Consider the following 19317-nt stretch of genomic DNA (forward strand, 5'->3'; position numbering starts at 1 on the left):
GCGATCCCCCCTGGTTCAGGACCAGCGTCCGGTACGGCCGAGGAGCAGGGCGGTCGCCGCGGTCCCGGCCGTCGATGTACGCAGCACGCTACGCCCGAGGCGGCAGGCCTTCGCGCCCGCCTCCTCGAAGAGCGCCAACTCCTCGGGGGAGACGCCCCCTTCGGGGCCCACGACCAGCACGATCTCGCCCTCGGCGGGGAGTTCGGCGGTGGCGAGGGGCTCGCTGCTGTAGTCGCGGTCCTCGTGGAGGACGGCGGCGAAGTCGGCTTTGGCCAGAAGTGCCGCAACCTGTTTGCTCGTTGCCGCGTCCGCGACCTCGGGGAAGCGCAGCCGGCGGGACTGCTTGCCGGCCTCCCGTGCGGTGGCCCGCCACTTCGCGAGCGCCTTGAGACCCCTCTCGCCCTTCCACTGCGTGATGCACCGGGAGGCGGCCCAGGGGACGATCGCGTCGACGCCGGTCTCGGTCATCGTCTCCACCGCCAGCTCACCCCGGTCGCCCTTGGGGAGGGCCTGGACGACGGTGATGCGGGGCGCGGGCTCCGACTCGACAGGGAAGGCGTGGAGTTCGACGATCAGACGGTCCTTGCCCTCGGCCCTGAGGACGACACCGGAGGCGCCCCGGCCCTGTCCGTCGGTGAGCACGACGTCCTCGCCGGGCTGGAGCCGCCGTACGGAGACCGCGTGCCGTCCCTCGGGCCCGGCCACCTCGGTGACGGATCCCGGGGTCGCACCCTCCAGGGACTCGACCACGAACACCGGCGCCGTCATCGGAGGTCTCCCCCGGCCGACAACGCTGTCCGGGCGGAGGCCAGTTCGGCGACCAGGACCTCGACCAGCTGACCCGCCGGCAGCTCGCGGGCCATGCGGTGGCCCTGGCCCGCCCACAGCGCCATGCCCTGCGGGTCGCCGGACGCGGCGGCCTTCTTGCGGAGCGGGGACGTCAGGTGGTGGATCTCGGGGTACGCGGCCGGGGCGTACGGGCCGTGTTCACGCATGAAGCGGTTGACCAGGCCGCGGGCCGGGCGGCCGGAGAACGCGCGGGTCAACTCGGTGCGCGTGAACAGGGGGTTGGTGAGCGCCTGCTTGTGCAGGACGTGGGCGCCGGACTCGGGGGTGGCGAGGAACGCCGTGCCGAGCTGGGCCGCGCCGGCGCCCGCCGCGAGGGCCGCGGCGATCTGGCTGCCGCGCATCAGACCGCCCGCGGCGACGATCGGGAGGCTCACGGTCTCGCGGATCTGCGCGACGAGGGAGAGCAGGCCGACGCTGGCGCCGTCGTTCTCCGGGAGGTCGCGGTGGGTGCCCTGGTGGCCGCCGGCCTCGACGCCCTGCGCGATCACCGCGTCGGCACCGGCCCGCTCCACGGCGAGGGCCTCCTCGACGGTGGTGGCGGTGACGAGGGTGAAGGTGCCGGCCCGGCGCAGCGAGTCCAGCACCTCGGGCGTCGGGACGCCGAAGTGGAAGGAGGCCACCGGCACCGGGTTGTCGAGCAGGACGGACAACTTGGCGTCGTAGCCGTCCTCACGGCCGCTGTCCGGGTCGCCCAGCTCCGTGTCGTACCACGAGGCCTCACCGGCGAGCTGGTGGGCGTAGACGTCGACGGCGGCCTTGTCCGCATACTCCGGCTGCGGCATGAAGAGGTTCACGCCGAAGGGGCGGGACGTCAGGCTCCGCAGCTGCTTGATCTCCTGGTACATGCCGTCGGCTGTCTTGTACCCGGCGGCGAGGAACCCCAGCCCGCCGGCCTCGGCCACGGCGGCCGCGAGGCGCGGGACGGAGACACCGCCCGCCATCGGGGCCTGCACGATCGGATGGGGGAAGAGATCGGTCAGCGCGGAGGACATGACGGCATGTTGTCACGTCCTCCGAACAAGTCCGAATCCGACCTTGGGCCCCGGCACATGCCGGTGCTTCCGGCCCACCGGGCGCCCGGGAGCGAGGCCGTCCGGAGCGGGGAGAGGGTCCGGGGGCGGCTGCCCCCGGACCCTCTCAGCGACCGTTGAAGGCGTCCTTGAGGCGTGAGAACAGCCCCTGCTGACCCGGCTGGAACGTCCCCATGGGCCGCTCCTCGCCGCGCAGCTTCGCCAGTTCGCGCAGCAGACGCTCCTGCTCGACGTCCAGCTTGGTCGGGGTGGTGACCTCGACGTGGACGATGAGGTCACCCCGGCCGCCGCCGCGCAGGTGGGTGATGCCCCGGGTGTGCAGCGGGATCGACTGGCCGGACTGGGTGCCCGGGCGGATGTCGACCTCCTCCATGCCGTCGAGCGTCTCCAGCGGCACCTTCGTGCCCAGGGCCGCCGCCGTCATCGGGAGCGTGACCGTGCAGTGCAGGTCGTCGCCGCGGCGCTGGAACATCGCGTGCGGCAGCTCGTGGATCTCGACGTACAGGTCACCGGCGGGGCCGCCGCCGGGGCCGACCTCGCCCTCGCCCGCGAGCTGGATCCGCGTGCCGTTGTCCACACCCGCCGGGATCTTGACCGTGAGGGTGCGCCGCGAGCGGACGCGGCCGTCACCGGCGCACTCCGGGCACGGCGTCGGCACGACCGTGCCGAAGCCCTGGCACTGGGGGCAGGGGCGGGACGTCATGACCTGGCCCAGGAAGGACCGGGTCACCTGCGAGACCTCACCGCGACCGCGACACATGTCACAGGTCTGCGCGGAGGTGCCGGGGGCCGCGCCCTCGCCGTTGCAGGTGTTGCAGACGACGGCCGTGTCGACCTGGATGTCCTTCGTGGTGCCGAAGGCAGCCTCGTCGAGCTCGATCTCCAGCCGGATCATCGCGTCCTGGCCGCGACGGGTGCGCGAGCGCGGTCCGCGCTGCGACGCCGTGCCGAAGAACGCGTCCATGATGTCCGAGAAGTTCCCGAAGCCGCCCGCGCCGAAGCCGCCGGCCGCGCCGCCGCCCGCCTGCGAGAGGGGGTCGCCGCCGAGGTCGTAGACCTGCTTCTTCTGCGGGTCCGAGAGCACCTCGTAAGCGGCGTTGATCTCCTTGAACCGCTCCTGGGTCTTCGGGTCCGGATTCACGTCCGGGTGCAGCTCGCGCGCGAGCCGGCGGAAGGCCTTCTTGATCTCATCCTGCGACGCGTCGCGACGCACGCCGAGAACGGCGTAGTAGTCCGTGGCCACTTAGGACTCCGCCAGGATCTGTCCGACGTACCGTGCCACTGCGCGTACCGCTCCCATCGTTCCCGGGTAATCCATGCGGGTCGGTCCGACCACGCCTAGCTTGGCGACTGCCTCGCCGCCCGAACCGTAGCCGACCGACACCACCGACGTGGAGTTGAGTCCCTCGTAGGCGTTCTCATGACCGATCCGTACGGTCATGCCCGAATCCCCCGCCTCACCAAGCAACTTGAGGAGGACGACCTGCTCCTCCAGGGCTTCCAGGATGGGGCGGATGGTGAGGGGAAAATCATGTCCGAAGCGGGTGAGATTGGCGGTGCCGCCGATCATCAGCCGCTCCTCGGTCTCCTCGACGAGGGTCTCCAGGAGGGTGGAGAGCACCGTCGACACCGCGCCGCGGTCCTCGGCCTCGAAGGCCTCCGGCAGGTCCTGCACCAGCAGCGGCACGTCCGCGAAGCGGCGCCCCGCGATCCGGCTGTTGAGCCGCGCCCGCAGATCCGCGAGCGAGGCCTCGCCGAACGGCGCCGGGCAGTCGACCATGCGCTGCTCGACCCGGCCGGTGTCGGTGATCAGCACGAGCATCACGCGCGCGGGGGCCAGCGAGAGCAGCTCCACGTGCCGGACGGTCGAGCGGGTCAGGGACGGGTACTGGACGACGGCGACCTGCCGGGTGAGCTGCGCGAGCAGCCGGACCGTACGGCCCACGACGTCGTCGAGGTCCACGGCGCCGTCGAGGAAGTTCTGGATCGCCTTGCGCTCGGGGCCGGTCATCGGCTTGACGCCGGCGAGCTTGTCGACGAAGAGCCGGTAGCCCTTGTCGGTGGGGATGCGCCCCGCGCTGGTGTGCGGCTGGGCGATGAAACCCTCGTCCTCCAGGGCGGCCATGTCGTTGCGCACGGTCGCCGGGGAGACGCCGAGGCTGTGCCGCTCGGTGAGCGCCTTGGAGCCGACCGGTTCCTCGGTGCCCACATAGTCCTGGACGATGGCGCGCAGCACCTGAAGTCTGCGTTCGCTGAGCATCCGCGCACACCTCCCGGTTCTGGTCGCCTTTGTCGCCGCTTGTCGCGAGCCCGCCCTTTCCTGGCACTCTGTGCGCGTGAGTGCCAGCCTTCCCCGGCCAGTGTACGGCCGTGAGGCACACCTCGGGCAAGGCCGGTCCTGCGATGTCACGCCGTGAGGTGCCTTCACCGTTAGCGTCGCCGTGTGACGGTGACTTGGGAAGAGCTGGGATGGGAGCGGATCGCAGCGGGGGTGGGCCGGTGTCGGCTGCCTGGCTGGGACTGCACGGTCGGGCTGGTGATCGGCGACGACGCGGTGCTGATGGTCGACGCGGGGTCGGGCCTCGCGGAGGGCGCGCGGTTGCGTACGGAGGCACGGGCGCTCGCCGGTCGCGCTGTGACCCATCTCGCGCTCACCCACCCGCATTTCGACCACGTCTTCGGGGCGGCGGCGTTCGCGGACGCGGAGGTGTACGGCGCGGCGGGCGTGGAGCGGGTACTGGCGGACGAACGGGAGGCGCTGCGCGCGGACGCCGTCGAGAACGGGCTGCACGCGCGTGTGGCCGACGAGGCGGTGGCCGCCCTGGTGCGGCCGCACCATCCGGTCTCCGACGCGTGGACGCTCTCCCTGGGAGGCGATCGGCAGGTCCTGCTCGCGAACGTCGGCCCGGGCCACACCGGCCACGACCTCGCCGTCCTCGTACCGGGCTCCCCGAAGGTCGTGTTCTGCGGGGACCTGGTCGAGGAGTCCGGCGAACCCCAGGCGGGCCCCGACGCCACACCGGCCCACTGGCCCGCGGCCCTCGACCGACTCCTCTCCCTGGGCGGGGAGGACGCGGTGTACGTGCCCGGTCACGGAGCGGTGGTGGACGCGGGCTTCGTGCGGGCCCAACGGGACGCGTTGGCAACGCGTTTCGGCGTGTCGTGACGGCCGCCGCCCCGGTTCTCCTATCGTCATCCGAATGCGCCAGTACTCCGCCGACCTGACCCCGCCGTGGAAGAAGCCCAAGCCGGCCCCCGAGGTCCCCGCGGACGCGGGCCTGGTGGTCGAGGAGCCGGGCACCGGTTTCTGCGGCGCGGTGATCCGCTGCGAGGCCGGCACGGTCACCCTGGAGGACCGCTTCGGCAAGCACCGGGTGTTCCCGATGGAACCGCGCGGCTTCCTCCTGGAGGGCCGCGTCGTCACCCTGGTCAGGCCCGTGTCGAGTCCCCTGCGGCCCACCCGTACGGCTTCCGGTTCGGTCGCCGTCCCCGGTGCACGCGCGCGTGTGGCCCGCGCCGGGCGGATCTACGTGGAGGGCCGGCACGACGCCGAGCTGGTCGAGCGCGTGTGGGGCGACGACCTGCGCATCGAGGGCGTGGTGGTCGAGTACCTGGAGGGCGTCGACGACCTCCCGTCGATCGTGGACGAGTTCGCCCCCGGCCCGGACGCGCGCCTGGGCATCCTGGTGGACCACCTGGTGCCGGGCACCAAGGAGTGGCGCATCGCCCAGTGGGTGACGAGCGAGCACGCGTTGGTCGTCGGCCACCCGTACATCGACATCTGGGAGGCCGTGAAACCGTCCTCCGTGGGCATCGCCGCCTGGCCCCGCGTCCCCCACGGCCAGGACTGGAAGAAGGGCGTCTGCCGGGCACTGGGCTGGCCGGAAAACACCGGTGCGGTGTGGCAGGCGATTCTGGCCAAGGTGGAGTCGTACAAGGACCTGGAGCCGGAACTGCTCGGCCGGGTCGAGGAACTGATCGACCACGTGACCGCGCCCTGAGGCTTCTCCGCGCGGTGGCCGGGCGGGATCTGGTGGATGGCGTTCTCTGCCGACACGGAGGTCTTCCGTCGATCAACTCGTCGACCCGGCCGAGCGGTTCGGCGTCCCCGTGATCGCGGGGGTCGGGCCGGTCAGTCCACCAGGTCCCGCACCACCGCGTCCGCCAGCAGCCTCCCCCGGAGGGTGAGTACGGCGCGGCCCTCGTCGTAGGGCTGCTGTTGCAGGAGGCCGTCCGTGAGGGCTCGGCGGGAGGCCTGGAGGCCGGTCTCGTGGAGGAGGGTCAGGGGGGCGCCCTCGCGGAGGCGCAGTTCCAGGAGGATGCGTTCCACCCGGCGGTCCTCCTCGGTGAGGATCTCGCGGCCCGCGCCCGGGGAGCGGCCGGAGGCGAGGGCCGCCGCGTAGGCGCCGGGGTGCTTGACGTTCCACCAGCGGACGCCGCCCACGTGCGAGTGGGCTCCGGGGCCCGCGCCCCACCAGTCGGCGCCGCGCCAGTACAGCTCGTTGTGGAGACAACGGCCGGAATTCGACGTCGCCCAGTTCGAGACCTCGTACCAGTCGAAGCCCGCCGCCGACATCACCTCGTCGGCGATCAGATAGCGGTCGGCGTGCACGTCGTCGTCCGTCATCGGGACCTCGCCCCGGCGGATGCGGCGGGCCAGTTGCGTGCCCTCCTCGACGATCAGGGCGTACGCGCTGATGTGGTCGGGGCCCGCGCCGAGGGCGGAGTCGAGCGAGGCGCGCCAGTCGTCGTCGGTCTCGCCCGGGGTGCCGTAGATCAGGTCGAGATTGACGTGGTCGAAGCCGGCCGCGCGGGCCTCCGCGACGCAGGCCTCGGGGCGGCCGGGGGTGTGGGTGCGGTCCAGCACCTTCAGTACATGCTGTTTCGCGCTCTGCATGCCGAAGGAGACGCGGTTGAAGCCGCCGCCGCGGAGGGCCGCGAGGTAGGCGGGGTCCACCGACTCCGGGTTCGCCTCCGTGGTGATCTCGGCGTCCGGGGCCAGGCCGAACTCGTCCCTGATCGCGCCCAGCATCCGTACGAGATCGCCCGCCGCCAGCAGCGTGGGCGTACCGCCGCCGACGAAGACCGTGCGGACCTGGCGGGGGTCGTCGCCGAGGACCTTGCGGGCCAGGCGGACCTCGTCGATCAGGGTGTCCGCGTAGTTGTCGCGGGAGGCCAGCACTCCGCCCGTGCCCCGCAGCTCGGTCGCCGTGTAGGTGTTGAAGTCGCAGTAGCCGCAGCGGGTCGCGCAGTACGGAACGTGCAGGTAGAACCCGAGGGGGCGGTCGGCTGCCCCGGCGAGCGCCTGGGCGGGCAGGGAGCCGTCTTCGGGGACGGGGTCGCCGTCGGGGAGTGCGGAAGGCATGTCCTCCATTGTCCAGCACCCGTGCGACTCTCCGCTCCGCCCGGCCGCTCGGCCTGTTCCGCCTATTCCGCCTGGAGCACCAGCAGCGCCAGGTCGTCCTCCGGGGGACGCCCGCCGAACTCGTGGACGAGGCGTTTGATGCGCTCCGCGATCAGCTCGGCGCTCAGACCCGCGCACCCCTCCAGCGCGGTCGCGAGCCCGTCGCCGTCGTCGAACTGGACCGACCCGGAGCGCCGCTCGGTCACCCCGTCGGTGACGCACAACAGGCTGTCGCCGGGCCGGAGTTCGAAGGTCTCGCTGGTGTAGGTGGCGTCCTCGATGACCCCGAGGAGCGTCTGCGGGCGGGCCACCGTGCCGACGCCGCCGTCCGGGCCGAGCAGCAGGGGCAGCGGGTGTCCCGCGGAGGCGAGGGTGCAGCGGACGCCGCCGTCGAAGGGGATCAGCTCGCCGAAGAGGAGGGAGAGGAAGCGGGGGCCGTCGCCGACCGGGCCGGGGTGGCCGCCCGCCGCGACGAGGGCGTGCGCGGCGGCGTCGGCGGCCTCGGTGGCGTCGTCGAGGAGGAGCTGGTTGAGGCGGTCGAGGACGTCGGCGACGCGGTAGCCCTCGCGGGCGAGGAGCCGTAGCCAGGGGCGGGCCAGTCCGATGACCACGGCGGCCTCGGGGCCCTTGCCCTGGACGTCGCCGAGGGCGAAGCACCAGCGGCCGTCACCGGCCGGGAAGAGGTCGTAGAAGTCGCCGCTGGGGCCGCCCTTGTCGCACGGTTCGTAGACGAGGGCGCTGCGCACGCCGGGGATCGCGGCGACCGCGCCGGGCAGCAGGCCGCGCTGGAGGACGCGGCTGATGGTGGCCTGGCGGGCGTACTGGCGGGCCGCGCCGATGGCGAGCGCGACGCGGCGGCTGAGGTCCTCGACCAGGCCGGTGACCTCGTCGGGGAAGCGCGGCAGCCCGGACCGTCCGATGACGAGCGTGCCGAGCGGACGGCCGCCCGCGATCAGCCGGTACGCGAGGGCCGCGCCCTGGGTGCCGTCCGGGCCGAGCGCGTCGGCGGGCCAGGGGTAGGACACGGGCCGCAGGGCGTCCGGGGGGCGGGGCGGGTCCTTCTCCAGGGCGCGGCGCAGTTCCTCGATGCGGTTCTCGCTGCCGTGCCAGACGCGGGCGAGGCGGGGTCCTGCGCCTGCTCCGGCGTCCTCGTTCCAGCCTCCCCCGCTCTCGGTTCCGCTCGACCGGGGGGACCCCCACCGCCCCATCGTCTCGTCCTCCAGCCATACGGCGCACCAGTCGGCCAGTCTCGGCACGATCAGCTGTCCGGCGAGGGCGGCGACGAGGTCCTCGTCGAGCTGTCCCGCGAGCAGGTCGGAGGCCTCGGCCAGGAAGGAGAGGGCGCCGCGGCCGAGCCAGTCCCGGTCGTGCTCGGCGCGCTGGGGGTCGCCGCGGGTGGGCCTGCCGGAGGGGGCGGGCGGTTCGGGGGCGAGGATCTCGGCGACGCGCAGGCCGCGTTCACCGGCGAAGGTCTCCAGCTCCTCGGCGGCCGGTGTGCCTTCGGCGGGCAGCCGGGCCCAGACGGTCTTGGTGCCGGTGCGGTAGGTGACGCCCCACGCCTCGGCGAGGGTGGAGACGAGCCGCAGGCCGCGCCCGAACTCCGGTGTCTCGTAGGCCGGTTCGGCGGTGTTGTCGCGCGGGGCGCGGGAGGGGTGGTGGTCGGCGACCTCGACGACGATCGCGTCCGTGTCCTCCAGGCGGCACACCAGCTCGACGTCGGTGCCGGCGTGGACGACGGCGTTGGTGACGAGTTCGCTGATGACGACCATCGCGTCCTCGGCGAGCCGGTCGGTGAGCTTCTCGGTGCCGGGCAGGGCGAGTTCGGCCCATTCACGGAGCGCGGCACGCACCAGGGAGCGGGCCGAGCCGGGCGCTAGGGGGCTGCCGGGCAGCGTGGCACGCACGGTCGTACGCCGGTCCGCACCGTGGTGCGCGGGCGCGTCGGGAGCACGCGATATGGTCTCCCGTTGCGTCGGAATGGCCCCCATGGACAGCTCCCCGGGCAGTTCGGACGAATACGCCTCGTTCGATGCGGACAGAGTGACAGACTGACCGCGCGCATAAGCGCCGAGTTACCGAAGTGGGCCGCCATGGGTGAGAACAGTGCTACGCGTGTGCTCGAAGACGGTCGGAAAGAGGACTGGATTCGAGCATCGGATCTCCGTCCCCTGCTCGCCGTGATGACGGCGGCCCGCGACGGCGACTTCACGAAGGCACCGGAGACGGGCCAGGGCATCGTGGCCGAACTGACCGCCGCCTTCAACCAGATCATGGACCGCAGCACCCACTTCAACTCCGAGACGCAGCGCGTCCGGCGGGAGCTGATCCGCCACGGCCGCCTGGACGAACGCCTCTCGGCCAGCCCCGGCCAGGGCGGCTGGACCTCCCGCGTCAACGACGTCAACCAGCTCCTCGACGCCCTCGTCGCCCCGGCCGCGAACGCGACCCGGGTGCTGGACGCGGTGGCGGGCGGCGATCTGACCCAGCGGGTCGATCTGCACGACGGCAGCAGGCAGTTGCGCGGTGACCTGCGGCATCTGGGCCGGGCCGTGAACAAGATGGTGGACCAGCTCTCCCTGTTCACCGGGGAGGTGACCCGGGTGGCCCGCGAGGTCGGCACCGAGGGCAGGCTCGGCGGCCGGGCCAAGGTGACGCGGCTGTCCGGGAGTTGGCGTGATGTGACCGAGGCGGTCAACACGATGGCGTCCCGGCTGACGGCGCAGGTGCGGGACATCGCCCTGGTGACGACGGCGGTGGCGCGGGGCGACCTGACACGGACGGTCACGGTCGAGGCGACCGGTGAGCTGCTCGAACTGAAGCTGACCGTGAACACGATGGTCGACCAGCTGTCGGCGTTCGCGGACGAGGTGACGCGCGTCGCCCGCGAGGTGGGCACCGAGGGTCAGTTGGGCGGCCGGGCGCAGGTGCGGGGTGTGTCCGGGGTCTGGAAGGACCTCACCGACAACGTCAACTTCATGGCCTCGAACCTGACGTCACAGGTGCGGAACATCGCCCAGGTCACCACCGCCGTGGCCAACGGCGACCTGAGTCAGAAGATCACGGTCGATGCCCAGGGCGAGATCCTGGAGCTGAAGTCCACCATCAACACGATGGTCGACCAGCTCTCCGCCTTCGCCGACGAGGTCACCCGCGTCGCCCGCGAGGTCGGCACCGAGGGCAACCTCGGCGGACGCGCGCAGGTCCGGGGCGTCTCCGGCGTCTGGAAGGACCTCACCGACAACGTCAACTTCATGGCGGACAACCTGACATCGCAGGTCCGCAATATCGCGCTGGTGTCGACGGCCGTGGCGCAGGGCGACCTCGGCAAGAAGATCACGGTGGAGGCCAAGGGCGAGATCCTGGAGCTGAAGTCCACCATCAACACGATGGTCGACCAGCTCTCCGCCTTCGCCGACGAGGTCACCCGGGTCGCCCGCGAGGTCGGCACCGAGGGCAACCTCGGCGGTCAGGCACAGGTGCGGGGCGTCTCCGGGGTCTGGAAGGACCTGACGGACAACGTCAACTTCATGGCCCTGAACCTGACATCGCAGGTGCGGAACATCGCCCAGGTGACGACCGCCGTGGCCAACGGCGACCTGTCGAAGAAGATCACCGTCGACGCGCGCGGCGAGATCCTCGAACTGAAGGACACCGTCAACACGATGGTGGAGCAGCTGCGCGCCTTCGCCGACGAGGTCACCCGCGTCGCCCGTGAGGTCGGCACCGACGGCCGACTCGGCGGCAGGGCCCAGGTGTTGGGCGTCTCCGGGGTCTGGCGCGACCTGACCGACAACGTCAACTACATGGCGGACAACCTGACATCACAGGTGCGGAACATCGCCCAGGTCGCGACGGCGGTGGCGCAGGGCGACCTGTCGAAGAAGATCGACGTGGACGCCCGCGGCGAGATCCTGGAACTCAAGACCACCATCAACACCATGGTCGACACGCTCTCGTCCTTCTCGTCCGAGGTCACCCGGGTGGCGCGCGAGGTCGGCTCCGAGGGCCAACTCGGCGGCCAGGCACGGGTGGAGGGCGTCTACGGCACATGGAAGCGCCTGACGACCAACGTGAACGAACTCGCGCTCAACCTCACCACGCAGGTCCGCGCGATCGCCGAGGTCGCCTCGGCGGTGGCACAGGGCGACATGTCCCGCTCGATCACGGTGGAGACCCAGGGCGAGGTCACCGAGCTCAAGGACAACATCAACCTGATGGTGGCCAACCTCCGCGAGACGACCCGCGCTAAGGACTGGCTGGAGTCCAACCTGGCCCGCCTCGCCGCGCTGATGCAGGGACACCGGGACCTGATGGAGGTCGCCGACCTGATCCTGCGCGAGCTGACGCCGCTGGTGAACGCGCAGTACGGGGCGTTCTTCCTGGCCGATCCCGACGAGGACAGCCTGCGAACGGCCATCCCCGCCAAGGGACTTGCCTTCATCGCCGGGTACGGGGCGGCGCAGGGCGCGACCGTGGACACCGGCGGGATGCCGGTGCACGGTCTGGTGCGGCAGGCGGCGCGGGAGAAGAAGCGCATCCTGGTGGACGAGGCGCCGCCCGGCTACATCAAGATCAACAGCGGGCTCGGCGAGGCCTCACCGGCGAGCGTGGTCATCATCCCGATCATCTTCGAGGACCGGCTCCTCGGCGTGATCGAACTGGCCTCCTTCTCCCGCTTCTCCGACGTCCACCTGGCGTTCTTCGACCAGTTCGTGAACACCATCGGCGTCGCGATCAACACCATCATCGCCAACTCCCGCACGGAGTCACTGCTCGGCGAGTCCCAGCGCCTCGCGATGCAGTTGCAGGAACGCTCGGACGAACTCCAGAAGCAGCAGGCCGAGTTGCAGCGCTCGAACGCCGAACTGGAGGAGAAGGCAGCCCTGTTGGCGACCTCCTCCCAGTACAAGTCGGAGTTCCTGGCGAACATGTCGCACGAACTCCGCACGCCCCTCAACTCGTTGCTGATCCTGGCCCGGCTGCTCTCCGACAACCCGGACGGCCGGCTCTCCGAACAGGAAGTGCAGTTCGCGACCACGATCCACCGCTCCGGCTCGGATCTGCTCCAGCTCATCAACGACATCCTCGACCTGTCGAAGATCGAGGCCGGCCGCATGGACGTACGCCCCAAACGGCTCCCGCTCATCAAGCTCCTCGACTACGTCCACGCCACGTTCCGCCCGCTCACCCTGGACCGGGGGCTCGCGTTCGAGGTGTCGGTGGGCGAGGACGTGCCGCGCGAGCTGTGGTCGGACGAGCAGCGGCTCCAGCAGATCCTGCGCAACCTGCTGTCCAACGCCATCAAGTTCACCGCGACGGGCCGCGTCGAACTCCGTGTCAACCGCGTCAAGGACCCCGAGCACCGCTACTGCGACGACAGCGACGAGGTCATCGTCTTCGCCGTCTCCGACACCGGGATCGGCATCGCCCCCGAGAAACTCCCGGTGATCTTCGAGGCGTTCCAGCAGGCCGACGGCACCACCAACCGCAAGTACGGCGGCACCGGGCTCGGGCTGTCCATCAGCCGCGAGATCGCCGGCCTGCTGGGCGGCCGTATCGTCGCCGAGAGCGAACCGGGGCAGGGCTCCACCTTCACTCTCTACGTCCCCGTCGTCAGCCCCGGGCACGCGGCGGGCGGCGCGCCGCTCACCGAGGACCATGAACTGCCGCTGCCTCCCGAGCAGTTGTCGTCGGAGCCGTTCACCGCGCACGAGGTGGACGACAGTTGGCCCACGCCTACCAAGCTGGAGGCGTGGAAGGCCGGGCGGGCGGGTCAAGTACTGCCGGGGCGGCGGGTGTTGATCGTCGACGACGACATCCGCAACGTCTTCGCGCTCACCCATGTGCTGGGGCGGGTCGGGATGCCGGTGCTGTACGCGGAGAACGGCCGCGAGGGCATCGAGACGCTGGAGCGCAACCCGGACGTCGAGCTCGTGCTGATGGACATCATGATGCCGGAGATGGACGGGTACGAGACCATCGCCGCCATCCGCCGCGCCCCGCGCTGGACCGGGCTGCCCATCGTCGCGCTCACCGCGAAGGCGATGCCGGGCGACCGGGAGAAGTCCATCGCGCGGGGCGCCAACGACTACGTACCGAAGCCGGTCGACGTCGACCAGTTGCTGACCGTCGTGTGCGCGCTCCTGGACCCCGAGACCGGGGCCGAGTCCGGGGACATCGCGGGGGCGGATCCGGGTACTTCAGGGGAGACGGCGGCACCGCCGACGACTGAGTGAGGCACAGCCATCATGAGCGCTGAGGCAACGACCGACGAGCGCGCGAGCATCCTCCTGGTCGATGACATGGAGGACAACCTGGTCGCGCTGGAGGCCGTCCTGGGGTCCCTCAACGAGCCGCTGGTGCGGGCGCGTTCGGGCGAGGAGGCGATGAAGGCGCTGCTGCGGCAGCGGTTCGCCGTGGTCCTGCTGGACATCCGGATGCCGGGGATGGACGGGTTCGAGACCGCGGCCAACATCAAACGGCTCGATCAGACCAAGGACGTGCCGATCATCTTCCTGACCGGGACGGACGCCGACGCGGGGTATGCGTTCCGGGGCTATGCCACCGGTGCCGCCGACTACTTGACCAAGCCGTTCGACCCCTGGGTGCTGCGGGCCAAGGTGAGCGTGTTCCTCGAACTGCACCGCAAGAACCAGCTGTTGGAGCGGATGCTGGCTCGGGAGCAGGGGCAGTTCGATGAGCTGGCGTTGCGGCTCAAGGAGATCGAGGCGCGGATGGCCGCGAGTTCCGTTGACGAGGTGGGGGAACTTCGGGTGCAGGTGCGGGAGATGGGGCAACTCGTGCGGAACATGCGGCGGCGTTAGGGCCACGACGGGTGCGTTGTCGAGTGCGGGTCCGGTGAGGGCCGGGCGCGCGGTTCTCCGCGCCCCTGATGGCCCGCGGTCCCTTCCGGGCGCGGGCCAACAGCAGGGTCACGCCTCGCGTGAGCCCGCGTACATGTCGTCGATCAGGTGCTTGTACTCGCGTTCCACGACCGGGCGCTTCAGTTTGAGGCTCGGGGTGATCTCGCCGTGCTCGACGTCGAGGTCGCGGGGCAGGAGGCGGAACTTCTTGATGGTCTGCCAGCGTTGGAGGCCCTCGTTGAGTTCCTTGACGTAGGCCTCGACCATGGCGACCGTCGCGGGGGCGGCGACGACCTCGGCGTAGGACCTGCCCTCCAGGTCGTTCTCCTTGGCCCACTCCAGGATGGAGGGTTCGTCGAGGGAGATCAGGGCGGTGCAGAAGTTCCGGTCGGCGCCGTGCACCAGGATGTTGGAGACGTAGGGGCAGACGGCCTTGAACTGGCCCTCTACCTCGGCGGGGGCGATGTACTTGCCGCCGGAGGTCTTGATGAGGTCCTTCTTGCGGTCCGTGATGCGGAGGTAGCCGTCCGGGGAGAGTTCGCCGATGTCGCCGGTGTGGAACCAGCCGTCGGACTCCAGGACCTCGGCGGTCTTCTCAGGGAGGCCGTGGTAGCCCTCCATGATCCCGGGGCCGCGCAGCAGGATCTCGCCGTCGTCCGCGATGCGCACCTCCGTGCCGGGCAGCGGCTTGCCGACCGTGCCGGTGCGATAGGCCTCGCCGGGATTCACGAAGGAGGCCGCGGAGGACTCGGTCAGGCCGTAGCCCTCCAGGATGTGGATGCCGGCGCCGGCGAAGAAGTAGCCGATGTCGGGCGCGAGCGCGGCCGATCCGGAAACGCAGGCGCGCAGCTTGCCGCCGAAGGCCTCGCGGATCTTCGCGTAGACCAGCGCGTCGGCGACCTTGTGCTTGGCGGCGAGGCCGAAGGGCGCGGTGGCGGTGCCGGTGCGGCGGAAGTTGTCCTGGGTGACCTTGGCGTACTCGCGGGCGACCTCGGCGGCCCACTGGAAGACCTTGTACTTGGCGCCGCCGCCGGCGCGGGCCTTGGCGGCGACCCCGTTGTAGACCTTCTCGAAGATGCGCGGGACGGCGGCCATGTACGTCGGCTGCACGACCGGCAGGTTCTCGATGATCTTGTCGACGCGGCCGTCCACGGCGGTGACATGGCCGATCTCGATGTGCCCGGAGGTGAGCACCTTGCCGAAGACGTGGGCGAGGGGCAGCCACAGGTACTGCACGTCGTCGGGGCCGAGGAGGCCGGTCGCGGCGATGGCCTTGGCGAGGTAGGACCAGTTGTCGTGCGGGAGGCGGACGCCCTTGGGGCGGCCGGTGGTGCCCGAGGTGTAGATGATCGTCGCGAGCTGGTCCTTGGTGATGGCCGCGACCCGCTCCTTGATCAGGTCCGGGTTCTTCTCCAGGTACGCGGCGCCGCGCTGCTCCAGCTCGGCGAGGGTGAGCACCCAGTCGCCGGTCTCCACGCCGGTCGGGTCGATGACCACGACATGGGTCAGCTCGGGCAGTTCGGCGCGCTTCTCCCGCGCCTTGGCGAGCTGGGTCGCGTCCTCCGCGATGAGGACCTTGCTGCCGGAGTCGGCGAGGATGAACGTCGACTCATCGGCGTTGGTCTGCGGATACACCGTGGTCGTGGCGGCGCCCGCGCACAGGATGCCCAGGTCGGCGAGGATCCACTCGACGCGGGTGGCGGAGGCGAGCGCGACGCGCTCCTCGGGCTGTACGCCCAGTTCGATCAGACCGGCGGCGATCGCGAAGACCTGCTCGGCGGACTGGGCCCAGGTCAGCGACTTCCATGCGTCGGGGCCCTCGCCGGAGGCCGCCGGTACCGGGTAGCGGTAGGCCTCCGCGTCCGGCGTGGCCGCCACCCGCTCCAGGAAGAGGCCCGCCACGGACGGCGGGCGGTTCTCGATCAGGGTCTGTGTGTCGCTCACGACATCCTCCGGGCCCGCGACGGTGCGGCTGCTGGCTTGTTGCTGCGGCGGTTGGCTCAATGCGGCTGGTGACTCGGTGCGGCTGATGACTCGATGGGTCTGGTGACTCAGTGTGGCTCGTGCCGCAGGGCGGCTGGTAGCCCCTGGAACTGTTGTTTAACTCACGAGTAACTATGGGGCAGTGATCAGAGTAAGCCGCGACCGGCCGGTGCGTAAGGGGCGATGGAGGGCCACTTCCACCGGAGTCGGGACCACGCCATGGGGAGCCACGACTCGGGGCCCGCCGCGCGACAGCGCAACGGGCCCCGTGCATCACCGGTTGCCGTCCGAAATTTCGGTGTATAGGGCCGCTACTTCTTGCCCTTGCCCCCGCCGCCGTTGTCGTCGCTGGACAGCACCGCGATGAATGCCTCCTGGGGAACCTCCACGGAACCCACCATCTTCATCCGCTTCTTGCCCTCCTTCTGCTTCTCCAGCAGCTTCCGCTTACGGGAGATGTCACCGCCGTAGCACTTGGCGAGGACGTCCTTGCGGATGGCGCGGATGGTCTCGCGGGCGATGACCCGGGAGCCGATCGCGGCCTGGATGGGCACCTCGAAGGCCTGCCGCGGGATCAGCTCGCGCAGCTTGGCGACCAGCCGCACGCCGTACGCGTACGCCGCGTCCTTGTGCGTGATCGCCGAGAAGGCGTCCACCTTGTCGCCGTGCAGCAGGATGTCGACCTTGACCAGGCTGGACGTCACCTCGCCGGTGGGCTCGTAGTCGAGCGATGCGTAGCCGCGGGTCTTGGACTTCAGCTGGTCGAAGAAGTCGAAGACGATCTCCGCGAGGGGCAGCGTGTAGCGGATCTCGACGCGGTCCTCGGAGAGGTAGTCCATGCCGAGCAGGGTGCCGCGCCGGGTCTGACACAGCTCCATGATCGAGCCGATGAACTCCGACGGCGCCAGGATCGTCGCGCGCACGACGGGCTCGTAGACCTTGTCGATCTTCCCCTCGGGGAACTCGCTCGGGTTGGTGACGATGTGCTCGCTGCCGTCCTCCATGTCGACCCGGTACACCACGTTCGGCGCGGTCGCGATGAGGTCGAGGCCGAACTCGCGCTCCAGCCGCTCCCGGATCACGTCCAGGTGCAGCAGCCCGAGGAAGCCGACGCGGAAGCCGAAGCCGAGGGCGGCGGAGGTCTCCGGCTCGTAGACCAGGGCGGCGTCGTTGAGCTGGAGCTTGTCGAGGGCCTCGCGCAGCTCCGGATAGTCGGACCCGTCCAGCGGGTACAGGCCCGAGAAGACCATCGGCTTCGGGTCCTTGTAGCCGCCGAGCGCCTCGGTCGCGCCCTGGTGCAGGGTGGTGATCGTGTCACCGACCTTGGACTGGCGGACGTCCTTCACACCGGTGATCAGATAGCCGACCTCGCCGACCCCGAGCCCGTCCGCGCCGAGCATCTCCGGGGAGTTGGTGCCGATCTCCAGCAGCTCGTGCGTGGCGTTCGTCGACATCATCCGGATCCGCTCGCGCTTGGTGAGCTGACCGTCGATGACACGGATGTACGTCACGACGCCCCGGTAGGAGTCGTAGACGGAGTCGAAGATCATGGCGCGGGCGGGCGCGTCGGCGTTCCCGACCGGCGCCGGGATCTCCTGGACGACCTTGTTCAGCAGCGCGTCGACACCGATACCGGTCTTCGCGGACACCCGCAGCACGTCGTCGGGCTCGCAGCCGACGAGGTTGGCCAGCTCCTCGGCGAACTTCTCGGGCTGCGCGGCCGGCAGGTCGATCTTGTTCAGTACGGGGATGATCGTGAGGTCGTTCTCCATCGCCAGGTAGAGGTTGGCGAGGGTCTGGGCCTCGATGCCCTGGGCGGCGTCCACGAGCAGCACGGTGCCCTCGCAGGCGGCGAGCGACCGCGAGACCTCGTACGTGAAGTCGACGTGTCCCGGGGTGTCGATCATGTTGAGGATGTGGGTACTGCCCTTGTCGGCCCCTTCGGTGGGGGCCCAGGGCAGACGCACCGCCTGGGACTTGATCGTGATGCCGCGCTCGCGCTCGATGTCCATGCGGTCGAGGTACTGAGCACGCATCTGCCGCTGGTCGACCACTCCGGTCAGCTGGAGCATCCGGTCGGCGAGCGTGGACTTGCCGTGGTCGATGTGCGCGATGATGCAGAAATTGCGGATCAACGCCGGGTCGGTACGGCTCGGCTCGGGCACATGGCTGGGGATCGCGGGCACGCAGGGTCCTGATTCTTGAGGCGTCCGCAGTGTCTGCGGTCTCGGGTCGGATCGATACGTAGTCTCCATCGTCCCACGCGTGGGAGGTGCGGTCCGGTTTGGGCCGGTGCGGGTGGGTGAGTGTGGGGGTTCGGGGGCGGGTTTCCTGGGTGGGGTCGGGGTTTTGGGGTGGGTTTCGGGGGGTTTCAGAGATGGGCTCGGTGTTCGGGGATGCGCGGGGTGTGGTTCGGGGAGGACCGGGGAGGTCCGGGGCTGGTCGGAGATCGGCTTGGTGGCCCGGCTTCGCATGGCAGGCAAGGGGTGCGGTTGAGGGCGGTGCGGTCGGGGCCGGTCCGAGCCGGTGCGGTCGGGGCCGGTGCGGTCCGGGGCCAGTGCGGTCCGGGCCTGTGGGGCTTCACCTGAGGCCTCCCGAGGACCGGCCCGGGGACCGGTTTGGGTGGGCCGGTGGGTGGCTGGTAGCCTGGGCGACTGTGTCTCATGCCCTCTCGGCACGAGGCTCACCCCAAGAAAATCATCGGCCCGGGACCCGTGCGGCCCCGTGCCAGAACCTGCAAAGGCTCATTCGTGGCGAACATCAAGTCCCAGATCAAGCGGATCAAGACCAACGAGAAGGCTCGGCTGCGCAACAAGGCCGTCAAGTCCTCCCTGAAGACCGCGATCCGCAAGGCCCGCGAAGCCGCTGCCGCGGGTGACGTCGAGAAGGCCACCGAGTACCAGCGCGCTGCCGCGCGTCAGCTCGACAAGGCCGTCGCGAAGGGCGTCATCCACAAGAACCAGGCCGCCAACAAGAAGTCGGCGCTTGCTTCCAAGGTCACCGCGCTCAAGGGCTGATCCTCCGCACTTGCCTCGGCCCGCGCCCGCGCGGACCGGACCAGTAGCAATCCACCGTGAGGACCATATCGAGCCCTCTACCTCGATTCACGGACAGACATCGTGGTCGCCACGCCACGTACAGTGCCCCCGGACCCACTTCGGGGGCATTGCTGTGTCCGCCCCCTGTA

Annotated in this window: 13 protein-coding genes; 5 read left to right on the plus strand and 8 right to left on the minus strand. The window is 70.5% G+C overall.

Going from position 1 to position 19317, the window contains the following annotated elements:
- Positions 1 to 15: 15 nt before the first annotated feature.
- The 4 genes from ACIRB1_RS23985 to hrcA form a co-directional block, all read right to left on the minus strand.
- Positions 16 to 768, minus strand: coding sequence for a 16S rRNA (uracil(1498)-N(3))-methyltransferase (locus ACIRB1_RS23985; protein WP_403466907.1), 753 nt, complete (start codon positions 766 to 768; stop codon positions 16 to 18).
- Positions 765 to 1841 carry a nitronate monooxygenase gene (locus ACIRB1_RS23990; RefSeq protein ID WP_352182664.1) on the minus strand — a complete coding sequence of 359 codons (1077 nt, stop codon included), beginning with the start codon at positions 1839 to 1841 and terminating at the stop codon, positions 765 to 767. The genes ACIRB1_RS23985 and ACIRB1_RS23990 overlap by 4 nt, the downstream gene beginning before the upstream one ends.
- A gap of 145 nt (positions 1842 to 1986) precedes the next feature.
- Entirely contained in the window at positions 1987 to 3123 is a 1137-nt protein-coding gene (dnaJ, locus tag ACIRB1_RS23995) for a molecular chaperone DnaJ (RefSeq protein WP_328831498.1), read from the minus strand.
- On the minus strand, positions 3124 to 4140 hold the full coding sequence (gene hrcA, locus ACIRB1_RS24000; protein ID WP_352182663.1) for a heat-inducible transcriptional repressor HrcA: 1017 nt from the start codon (positions 4138 to 4140) through the stop codon (positions 3124 to 3126).
- A 183-nt stretch (positions 4141 to 4323) separates the two neighbouring features.
- Between hrcA and ACIRB1_RS24005 the strand changes: the two genes are divergently transcribed.
- Both ACIRB1_RS24005 and ACIRB1_RS24010 read left to right on the plus strand, forming a co-directional pair.
- Positions 4324 to 5046: an MBL fold metallo-hydrolase gene (locus tag ACIRB1_RS24005; protein WP_403466908.1), complete on the plus strand. Its 723-nt coding sequence runs from the start codon at positions 4324 to 4326 to the stop codon at positions 5044 to 5046.
- 34 nt (positions 5047 to 5080) lie between these two features.
- Positions 5081 to 5881 carry a DUF3097 domain-containing protein gene (locus tag ACIRB1_RS24010; protein WP_403466909.1) on the plus strand — a complete coding sequence of 267 codons (801 nt, stop codon included), beginning with the start codon at positions 5081 to 5083 and terminating at the stop codon, positions 5879 to 5881.
- Positions 5882 to 6012: 131 nt separating this feature from the next.
- Here the strand turns inward: ACIRB1_RS24010 and hemW are convergent, their stop codons facing one another.
- Positions 6013 to 7245, minus strand: coding sequence for a radical SAM family heme chaperone HemW (gene hemW / locus ACIRB1_RS24015; RefSeq protein WP_403466910.1), 1233 nt, complete (start codon positions 7243 to 7245; stop codon positions 6013 to 6015).
- A gap of 62 nt (positions 7246 to 7307) precedes the next feature.
- Positions 7308 to 9272: a SpoIIE family protein phosphatase gene (locus tag ACIRB1_RS24020; protein ID WP_403466911.1), complete on the minus strand. Its 1965-nt coding sequence runs from the start codon at positions 9270 to 9272 to the stop codon at positions 7308 to 7310.
- 102 nt (positions 9273 to 9374) lie between these two features.
- On the opposite strand from ACIRB1_RS24020, the gene ACIRB1_RS24025 reads away from it, so the two are divergent.
- Positions 9375 to 13520 carry a HAMP domain-containing protein gene (locus tag ACIRB1_RS24025; RefSeq protein ID WP_403466912.1) on the plus strand — a complete coding sequence of 1382 codons (4146 nt, stop codon included), beginning with the start codon at positions 9375 to 9377 and terminating at the stop codon, positions 13518 to 13520.
- A gap of 12 nt (positions 13521 to 13532) precedes the next feature.
- Positions 13533 to 14108, plus strand: a complete 576-nt coding sequence (locus tag ACIRB1_RS24030) for a two-component system response regulator (RefSeq protein WP_403466913.1) — start codon at positions 13533 to 13535, stop codon at positions 14106 to 14108.
- Positions 14109 to 14216: 108 nt separating this feature from the next.
- Here ACIRB1_RS24030 and ACIRB1_RS24035 read toward each other — a convergent pair whose 3' ends face one another.
- Both ACIRB1_RS24035 and lepA read right to left on the minus strand, forming a co-directional pair.
- The gene (locus tag ACIRB1_RS24035) at positions 14217 to 16091 is read right to left on the minus strand and encodes an AMP-dependent synthetase/ligase (RefSeq protein ID WP_352182655.1); all 1875 of its coding nucleotides are present in this window, start codon (positions 16089 to 16091) and stop codon (positions 14217 to 14219) included.
- A gap of 350 nt (positions 16092 to 16441) precedes the next feature.
- Positions 16442 to 18316: a translation elongation factor 4 gene (lepA, locus tag ACIRB1_RS24040; RefSeq protein ID WP_328933994.1), complete on the minus strand. Its 1875-nt coding sequence runs from the start codon at positions 18314 to 18316 to the stop codon at positions 16442 to 16444.
- Between the two features lie 564 nt (positions 18317 to 18880).
- Here lepA and rpsT point away from each other — a divergent pair.
- Positions 18881 to 19147 (plus strand): 30S ribosomal protein S20, encoded by a 267-nt coding sequence (gene rpsT / locus ACIRB1_RS24045; RefSeq protein WP_043676462.1) that lies wholly within the window; start codon positions 18881 to 18883, stop codon positions 19145 to 19147.
- The last annotated feature ends 170 nt before the right edge of the window (positions 19148 to 19317 follow it).

Origin of the sequence: Streptomyces sp. NPDC096013 (assembly GCF_044763565.1) — a bacterium.
In the GTDB taxonomy this organism is placed as follows: Bacteria; Actinomycetota; Actinomycetes; order Streptomycetales; family Streptomycetaceae; genus Streptomyces.

Bases quoted from the DNA above. Each gene is read 5' to 3' on its own strand.
- ACIRB1_RS23985 (WP_403466907.1), bottom strand. From the start codon at position 768: ATGACGGCGCCGGTGTTCGTGGTCGAGTCCCTGGAGGGTGCGACCCCG.
- ACIRB1_RS23990 (WP_352182664.1), bottom strand. From the start codon at position 1,841: ATGTCCTCCGCGCTGACCGATCTCTTCCCCCATCCGATCGTGCAGGCC.
- hrcA (WP_352182663.1), bottom strand. From the start codon at position 4,140: ATGCTCAGCGAACGCAGACTTCAGGTGCTGCGCGCCATCGTCCAGGAC.
- ACIRB1_RS24010 (WP_403466909.1), top strand. From the start codon at position 5,081: ATGCGCCAGTACTCCGCCGACCTGACCCCGCCGTGGAAGAAGCCCAAG.
- hemW (WP_403466910.1), bottom strand. From the start codon at position 7,245: ATGCCTTCCGCACTCCCCGACGGCGACCCCGTCCCCGAAGACGGCTCC.
- ACIRB1_RS24020 (WP_403466911.1), bottom strand. From the start codon at position 9,272: ATGGGGGCCATTCCGACGCAACGGGAGACCATATCGCGTGCTCCCGAC.
- ACIRB1_RS24025 (WP_403466912.1), top strand. From the start codon at position 9,375: ATGGGTGAGAACAGTGCTACGCGTGTGCTCGAAGACGGTCGGAAAGAG.
- ACIRB1_RS24030 (WP_403466913.1), top strand. From the start codon at position 13,533: ATGAGCGCTGAGGCAACGACCGACGAGCGCGCGAGCATCCTCCTGGTC.